Annotated in this window: 6 protein-coding genes; 5 read left to right on the top strand and 1 reads right to left on the bottom strand. The window is 68.5% G+C overall.

Translation table 11 applies throughout. The features are described from left to right. Positions 1 to 80: 80 nt before the first annotated feature. Positions 81 to 1217 (bottom strand): mandelate racemase/muconate lactonizing enzyme family protein, encoded by a 1137-nt coding sequence (locus tag C1I92_RS24265; protein WP_111257219.1) that lies wholly within the window; start codon positions 1215 to 1217, stop codon positions 81 to 83. A gap of 173 nt (positions 1218 to 1390) precedes the next feature. Between C1I92_RS24265 and C1I92_RS24260 the strand changes: the two genes are divergently transcribed. The 5 genes from C1I92_RS24260 to C1I92_RS24240 all read left to right on the top strand — a co-directional run bounded on the left by C1I92_RS24260 (position 1391) and on the right by C1I92_RS24240 (position 7866). Then, positions 1391 to 2302: a LysR family transcriptional regulator gene (locus C1I92_RS24260; protein WP_111257218.1), complete on the top strand. Its 912-nt coding sequence runs from the start codon at positions 1391 to 1393 to the stop codon at positions 2300 to 2302. 127 nt (positions 2303 to 2429) lie between these two features. Next, positions 2430 to 4424, top strand: a complete 1995-nt coding sequence (locus C1I92_RS24255; RefSeq protein ID WP_111257217.1) for an ABC transporter substrate-binding protein — start codon at positions 2430 to 2432, stop codon at positions 4422 to 4424. A 17-nt stretch (positions 4425 to 4441) separates the two neighbouring features. Beyond that, positions 4442 to 5767, top strand: a complete 1326-nt coding sequence (locus C1I92_RS24250) for a BNR repeat-containing protein (RefSeq protein WP_111257216.1) — start codon at positions 4442 to 4444, stop codon at positions 5765 to 5767. 5 nt (positions 5768 to 5772) lie between these two features. Beyond that, positions 5773 to 6717: an ABC transporter permease gene (locus tag C1I92_RS24245; RefSeq protein WP_111257215.1), complete on the top strand. Its 945-nt coding sequence runs from the start codon at positions 5773 to 5775 to the stop codon at positions 6715 to 6717. A 6-nt stretch (positions 6718 to 6723) separates the two neighbouring features. Continuing rightward, positions 6724 to 7866, top strand: a complete 1143-nt coding sequence (locus C1I92_RS24240; protein WP_111257214.1) for an ABC transporter permease — start codon at positions 6724 to 6726, stop codon at positions 7864 to 7866. Positions 7867 to 7872: the final 6 nt, after the last annotated feature.

Here is a 7872-nt window from a genome sequence, read left to right as displayed (position 1 = left end):
GGGCTGGTGGGACGTCATGGCTCCTCCTCGAGACACGAAACCGTTCATCGGGACCAGGAATCAGGGAGTGGCGGACGGGGCTAGCGGCTGGTCGAGACGCGACGCCATGGCTCGACGAGGTAGGCGGCCACGGCGTCGTCGGAGAAGTCGAAGCCCAGTCCGGGCCGGTCGTGCAAGCGCAGCATTCCGCCCTCGACCGCGAGCTGACGGTCGATGATCAGGCGGAAGTTGGCGACCTCGCCGGTGGGGAAGTACTCGACGTAGCGCGTGTTCGGAAGCGCGCCGACGAGTGGCGCGTGCAGGTCATGGAACCAGTGCGGACACAGCGTGATGCCATAGGAGTCCGCCGTCGTCGCGATCTTGCGGAACTCGGTGATGCCGCCACAGACCGCGGCGTCGGTCTGCAGAATGACGGCGTCGACGGCGTCGAGCAGAGACTTGAACCTCCACCGGCCGGCCTCGATCTCCCCGGTGGCCACGAGGACCGACGTCGACTGCGCCAGCCGGGCATGGTTCTCCAGGTCGTCCGGCCCGAACGGCTCCTCGACCCAGTACGGGTCGTATGGCTCCCACAGGCGCAGCGCGCGCACGGCCTCCGTGATGTCGCGGAAGGCGTTGTTGGCGTCGAGCATCACGAGCACGTCGGGACCCACCGCTTCGCGGACGACGGCCAGCCGCTTGGCATCCTCGGCCGGGTCCACCCGGCCGACCTTCATCTTGACCGCGCGAAAGCCGGCCGCGACGTACCCGAGCATCTCCTCGGCGAGCTCGTCAGGACCCTTGCCGTCGAGGTAGTAGCCGCCGCTGGCATAGGCCGGCACGCGATCGGCCCGGCCGCCCAGGTACTTGTGCAGCGGGAGCCCGGCGGCGCGCGCGTTGCGGTCCCACAGCGCGATGTCGAGTGCGGAGAGCCCGCGCATCACCGAGCCGGCCCGGCCGTGGAGAAGGCTCTCCTGGTACATCCGTGCCCAGCTGTCCTCGACGTGATGGGCGTCGGAGCCGATGAGGATCGGTCCCAGGAGATCGGTGACGGCCAGCGTCGCGAGGCCGCCGACGCGGTCGCCGGGGTAGCAGAACCCGATGCCGGTGACCCCGTCGTCGCCCGTAACCCGGACCAGCGTGTAGCACCGGTCGGTCACCTTCCTGCCGGAGAACGCCACCGGCGTGGGAAGCGGCACCACCGCCGTTGCTGCCTCGATGTGGCTGATCAGAGTCACGGGTCGTCACCTTCACAAGGTCAGTCGGACGAAGCGCCGGCCGGTGCGCTGGAAGCGGTCTGAGATGACCTGGCGGCCTGGCTTGCTGCCATCGTGGAGCAGTGACATGGTCAAGTCCAGGCAATGATCCTGATACTGATCATCAACGATTCTGATGGAGCGAGGAGGCCCCGATGGAGCTGTACTGGGTGACGACCTTCCTGACGATCGTCGACAACCGAGGGTTCGGACGGGCCGCGGAGCTCCTGCACTGTTCGCAGCCGACGGTCAGCAACCACGTCGCCTCCCTCGAACGAGAGCTCGGCGCCTCGCTGCTGCACCGCAACCGCCGGCCGGTCGAGCTGACCCAGGCCGGAGCGGCGTTCCTGCCTCATGCCCGGGCCCTGGTCCGCGAGGTCGAGGCGGCCAAGGGCAGCGTCGCGGAAGTGCTCGGACTGCGACGCGGGGCGGTCACCCTCGGCTCCTACCCGAGCGCGACCGCCGCCTACGTTCCCGATCTCCTGGAACGCTTCCGGGCGCGGTATCCGGGCGTCAGCGTCCGGCTGGTGGAGTCACGCGCCGACGACCTCGCCCGCGTGACCCTCGACGGCGAGGTCGAGCTGATGCTGCGACCGACGACACCGCCGCTGTCCGCGTCGACCTTCAGCAGTCAGCCGCTCTGGCGGGAGCGGTACAAGGTCGTGCTGCATCCGGCTCATCCCCTGACCGAACGGCCAGGTCCGATCTCGCTGGCGGCCGTCGCCGACCACGGGCTGATCATGACCGGCCACGGCGAGCTGGCCAACCCCGAACATCCGCTCTGGCATCACCTCGGCCGCTATCCGGAGCTCGCCTACGAGGTCACCCAGCCGCAGTCACTGATCGAACTGGTGCGGCGCGGCCTGGGCGTCGGTGTGACGAACGAGCTCTCGCTGAACGTCGCGGCGACCGAGGGCCTGGTGATCCAGGACATCGACGCCCCCATGGCGTTCCGCGACGTGGCCGTCTGGTGGGTCACCGGCCGAACGCATTCGCCGGCCGCACACGCACTGCTGACGTTCATCCGCGACGGTCCTCGCCCACCCGGTGCGCAACCCCCTGGCTGACACCGTCACGATCATAGAGATTTCTGATGATCAGCATCACGATCATTGCCTGGACTTGAACGTCTCCTCGTAACACCATGGCACCACTCGACCGAGCGTCGCATGTGAAAAGCAGGAGGGGTTGACGATGAAGTCAGGCCAGCGCGTCGCCGCCGTACGGCGTGGATTCACCAGGCGCGAACTGCTGTACGCCGGCGGTGCGGCTCTCGTCGTCACCGCCACTGCCGGCGCCTGTTCCGGCTCCGGCGGGGACGGTTCCGGAGGGGAGGCGCCGGGCCCGGCCGACGCCGATGCGATGGAGGCGCCGATGCTCGCCGATCGGGTCGCCGCCGGCGAGCTCCCGCCGGTGGGAGAGCGACTTCCGGAGCGGGCGCCGGTGGTCGAGCCGACCGACCAGCTCGGGGAGTACGGCGGTCAGTGGGACACCGTCCTGCAGGGTGCGGCCGACGTGGCGTGGCTCGGCCGGACCATCGGCTACGAACAGCTGATGCGGTGGGACATCGACTTCACGGAACCGAAACCGAACGTCGCGGAGTCGATCGAGAGCTCCGAGGACGGCCGGTCCTTCGTCATCAAACTCCGGCCGGGCATGAAGTGGTCGGACGGAGCCCCGTTCACCGCCGACGACCTGGTCTTCTGGTACAACGACGTCCTGCTGAACGAGCAGTATCCCAGCCTGATGGTGCCCGCGCAGCTGACCAGCGGAGCGGACGGCCAGCCGGCCACCATCCAGAAGGTCGACGACCACACGGTGCAGCTCGACTTCGCCGCGCCCAATGGCATCCTGCTGCAGTACTTCGCCTCGGCCGACTCCTTCGTGGGCGCCCCGCGGCACTACCTCGAGCAGTTCCATCCCACCTACAACCCCGATGTCGCCACGCTCGCCGCGAACGAGGGCTACGACGACTGGGTCGGCCTGTTCGACGCCAAGTCCGACACATGGGGCAACCCGGAGCGGCCCACCGTGGCCCCGTGGATGATCGTCGAGCCACTGGGCGCCGGCCCCCGGGTGATGGCCGAGCGCAACCCGTACTACTGGAAGGTCGATCCCGAGGGGCGCCAGCTGCCCTACATCGACAACGTCGTCTTCGACGTGGTGAACGAGGACCAGACCATCCTGCTCAGGGCCACCAACGGCGAGCTCGACATGCACATGAGGCACATCAACAACCTCACGAACAAGCCCGTCCTGGCCCAGAACCGGGAGAACGGGGGCTATGAGTTCTTCGATCTCACCCGTTCGACGATGAACCTGATGATGATCTCCTTGAACCTCACGCACAAGAACCCGGTGCTGCGCGAGGTCTTCCAGAACAAGGACTTCCGGATCGGCCTGTCGCACGCGATCGACCGGGACGAACTGATCGCCGCCGTCTATCAGGACCAGGGCGAGGCGTGGCAGGTCGCGCCGCGCAAGGAGGCGGCGTTCTACGACGAGGAGCTGGCCAAGCAGTACACCGAGTACGACCTGGACGAGGCGAACAGCCGGCTGGACCGGGCCGGCTACGCCGAGCGCGACGGCGACGGCTTCCGGCTCGGCCCCGACGGGCAGCGGATCCGCTTCTCGGTCGAGGTCACCAACGACGACCCGGCCTGGGTCGACTCCCTGGAACTGATCAAGGGGCACTGGGCCGAGGTCGGCATCGACATCCGGATCGCGGGCGAGGACCGCTCACTGCTCTTCACCCGGAAAGAGGCCAACGAGCACGACGCGGCCGTCTGGTACGGCAGCGCCGGTCTCACGGACGCGCTCTTCGATCCGCGCTGCTACCTGCCGACGTCGGGAAGCAACTCCGACTACGCGGTCACCTGGGGCCACTGGTACAACGGCACGGGCCAAGGGGTCGCCGAGGAGCCGCCCGAGACCGTCAAGGAACAGCAGGCGCTGTACCGCCAGCTGCAACAGGAGCTCGACCGCGACCGGCAGATGGAGATCTTCCGCGAGATCCTCCGCATCGCCAAGGACGAGTTCTACGCCATCGGCACGGTCCTTCCCGTCGGCGACTACGGCATCGTGAAGAACGACTTCAAGAACGTGCCCGCATCGATGATCGAGACGGGCGGGCAGTTCCCGAGCCCGGGAGCCACCAACCCGGAGCAGTACTTCATCTCCGGCTCGTGACGACGAACGCTCGACACGTGGAGCTGACGCTGATGCAGGACACGATCCTGGAGCCCGAAGCGCTCAACCTGGCCCACGGCCGGTTCGGCACCTGCTTCAACGGCCAGACGTACCAGATCGAGGCCGTCGTCAGCTTCGGCGGGTGGCAGTACGCCACGTACATCGACCACGAGCGCCGCGTCTGTGTCGCGCGCAGGGAACTTCCCGGCGGCGAGTGGCAGCGCATCGCCTTCGAGGACCACACGATCGACCACACCGACGTCCACAATGTGCCCGTCATCGGCGTCTGCCCGGCCGACGGCACGATCCACCTCGCCTTCGACCACCACGTGAGCCCGCTCCACTATCGCGTCAGCCGCGCCGGTGTCGCGACGGCGCCGTCCCGGGTGGAGTGGTCCCCGACGCTGTTCGGCGCCATCACCTCCGAGCTGGTCGACGGTCACCCGCTGACGATGCTGACCTACCCGAGCTTCGTCACCACACCCGCCGGCGGCCTGCAGCTGTTCTACCGCCTCGGCGGCAGCGGCGACGGCGAAACCCACGTGGCCGCCTACGATCCCGGACGCGGCGGCTGGTCCTTGACGGGCCAGGTGGTGAGCCGCCGAGGCCGGTTCCGCGACAGCGATTCGCGCAACGCCTACCACAACGGCTTCGACTATGGCACCGGCGGCCGACTGCACACGACCTGGGTCTGGCGAGAGGCCCCGGAACTCAGCAGCAACCACGACCTGCAGTACGCCTACAGCGACGACGGCGGCCGCACCTGGCACAACAACGACGGCGCCCGGATCGGCGTGGCGGGCGAGGAGCCGATGCACGTCGACTCCGCCGGGATCACGGTCCAGGCGATCGCCTATCGCTGGGGAATGATGAACCAGCTCACCCAGACCGTCGACAGCCGCGGTCGCGTCCACGTCGTGATGTGGCAGCAGCCTCCGGACGCGCCCGAGGCATCCGACGACCTGTCCAGCTGGCGTTTCGTCCACTACTGGCGCGACGAGCAGGCTCGGTGGCGGCATCGGCAGTTGCCGGAGTTCGGCCGCAAGCCGTCCGTCGTCGCCGACGACCACGACAACCTCGTGCTCGTCTTCACCAAGCCCGGCACCCCGGAGTATCACGGCACCGACCCGGGTGGCCCGCTCCTCGCCTGGACGGCGTCGGCCGAGGCAGGCTGGTCGGACTGGCACGAGCTGCACCGGTCCGCCGCCTCGTTCGTCGGCGAGCCGCGACTCGACCCGTACCGGTGGCGCCAGGAGCGGGTGCTGTCGGTCTATGCGCAGGAGGCGCCCGAAGCACCGGGCCGGCCCAGCGCGCTGCATGTCATCGACCTGGAAATGGGCTGATCGACATGCTGAGCTTCCTGGGTCGGCGCGCCCTGTACATGATCCCGACGGTGTTCCTGATCTCCGTCGTGTCGTTCGCGATCATCCAGCTGCCGCCCGGTGACTACCTGACCGCGCTCGTGACCCGGCTCGAGGCGCAGGGCGAGACGGTGGACCAGACCCAGCTGGAGGGGCTGCGGAGCCGGTACGGGCTGGGTGAGGCCTTTCACGTGCAGTACTGGAAGTGGATCTCCGGGATCGTCGCCGACCTGGACTTCGGCCAGTCGTTCGAGTGGAACCGGCCGGTCGCGGACCTCTTGGCCGACCGGCTGCCGCTGACGATCGCGCTGGCCGGGGCGACGGTGCTGTTCACCTGGCTGATGGCGTTCCCCATCGGCATCTATTCGGCGGTCAAGCAGTACTCCGTCGGCGACTACGTGGCGACCACCCTCGGCTTCCTCGGCCTGGCGATGCCGAACTTCCTGCTGGCCCTGCTGCTGATGTGGATCGCCTTCAGCACGTTCGGGCTGTCGGTGGGCCGGCCGAACCCGGTGACGTTCGCCATCGCGATCGGCGTCCTGGGAACCGCGGGCACGGCCGGCCTGATCCGCATCCTGCGCGCCAACCTGCTGGACGAGTTGCGCAAACCCTATGTCGTCGCGGCGCGCGCGCAGGGCCTGCCGGAACGGCGGCTCCTGGTCAAGTATCCGCTGCGCGTGGCCATGAACCCGTTCTTCTCGACGGTCGGCTGGCTGCTTCCCAGCCTGGTGGGCGGTGAGGTGATCGTCGCGACGGTGATCAACCTGAACACAGTCGGCCCGCTCTTGCTGAGCGCGCTGCAGAGCCAGGACATGTACCTGGCCGGATCGATCATCCTGATCCTCAGCGTGCTGACGGTGATCGGCACGCTGATCTCCGACGTCGCCCTCGCCTGGCTCGACCCTCGGGTCCGCCTCCGGACGGGCAGGTGAGGTGAGATGACGCAGCCCACTCCGGAGCCCGGCGCGACCGTGGCCGCCGAACCGCGGGCCACCTCGGTCGCGCCGCCTCGCAAGCTGCTGTGGTGGCGGTTCCGCAAGCACCGCCTCGCCATGGCCGGGCTGGTCGTCACCGGGCTGTTCTGCTTCGTCGCCGTCTTCGCCGACTTCCTGGCGCCGTACGACTCCGGCCATTTCAACGCCGACTACACCTACGCCCCTCCCCAGGCACTGAAGGTCGTCGACACCAGCGGCGACGGCTGGGACTGGGGACTCTACGTCAACGGGTACCTGAGCGAACGCGACCCGGACACGCTGGAGCAGACGTTCACCGTCGACGAGTCGACGAGGATCCCCGTGCGGCTGTTCGCGCGGGGCCCGTCGTACGAGCTGTTCGGGCTGTTCGAGACCGACATCCACCTGATCGGCCCGGCCGATCCCGATGGCCAGCCGATGTACCTGCTGGGCGCGGACCGGCTGGGTCGCGACCTCGTGTCCCGCATCGTGCACGGCACTCGGGTGTCGATGTCGGTCGGACTGGTCGGCGTGGCCGTGGCGTTCGTCCTCGGCATCGTCCTCGGGGGCGTGTCCGGATACGTCGGCGGACGGACCGACACGGTCATCCAGCGCATGGTGGAGTTCTTCATGTCGCTGCCCACCCTGCCGCTGTGGCTGGGGCTGGCCGCGGCCATCCCGCGCGACTGGGGGCCGCTGACGCGGTACTTCGCGATCACGGTCGTGCTGTCGTTCGTGGCCTGGACCGGCCTGGCCCGCGAGGTGCGCGGCCGGTTCCTGTCGCTGCGCGAGGAGGACTTCGTCACCGCCGCCCTGCTCGACGGCGTCGGGCGGGCCGGCATCATCTTCCGGCACATCCTGCCGTCTCTGACCAGTCACCTGATCGCGACGTTGACGCTGTCGATCCCCGCGATGATCCTCGCCGAGACCGCGCTGTCCTTCCTCGGCCTCGGTCTGCAGCCACCCGTCGTGTCGTGGGGCGTCCTGCTGCAGGAGGCCCAGCAGATACGGGTGATCTCCAGCGCACCCTGGCTGCTGCTCCCGGGTCTCGCGGTCGTCAGCGTCGTGCTGGCGCTGAACTTCCTCGGCGACGGTCTGCGCGACGCGGCCGACCCCTACCGACGATGACGGGAT

Source organism: Jiangella anatolica (assembly GCF_003236295.1).
GTDB classification, from domain to species: domain Bacteria; phylum Actinomycetota; class Actinomycetes; order Jiangellales; family Jiangellaceae; genus Jiangella; species Jiangella anatolica.
The sequence above is the reverse complement of the archived record's forward strand: the minus strand, read 5'-3'. Positions and strand labels throughout refer to the sequence as shown.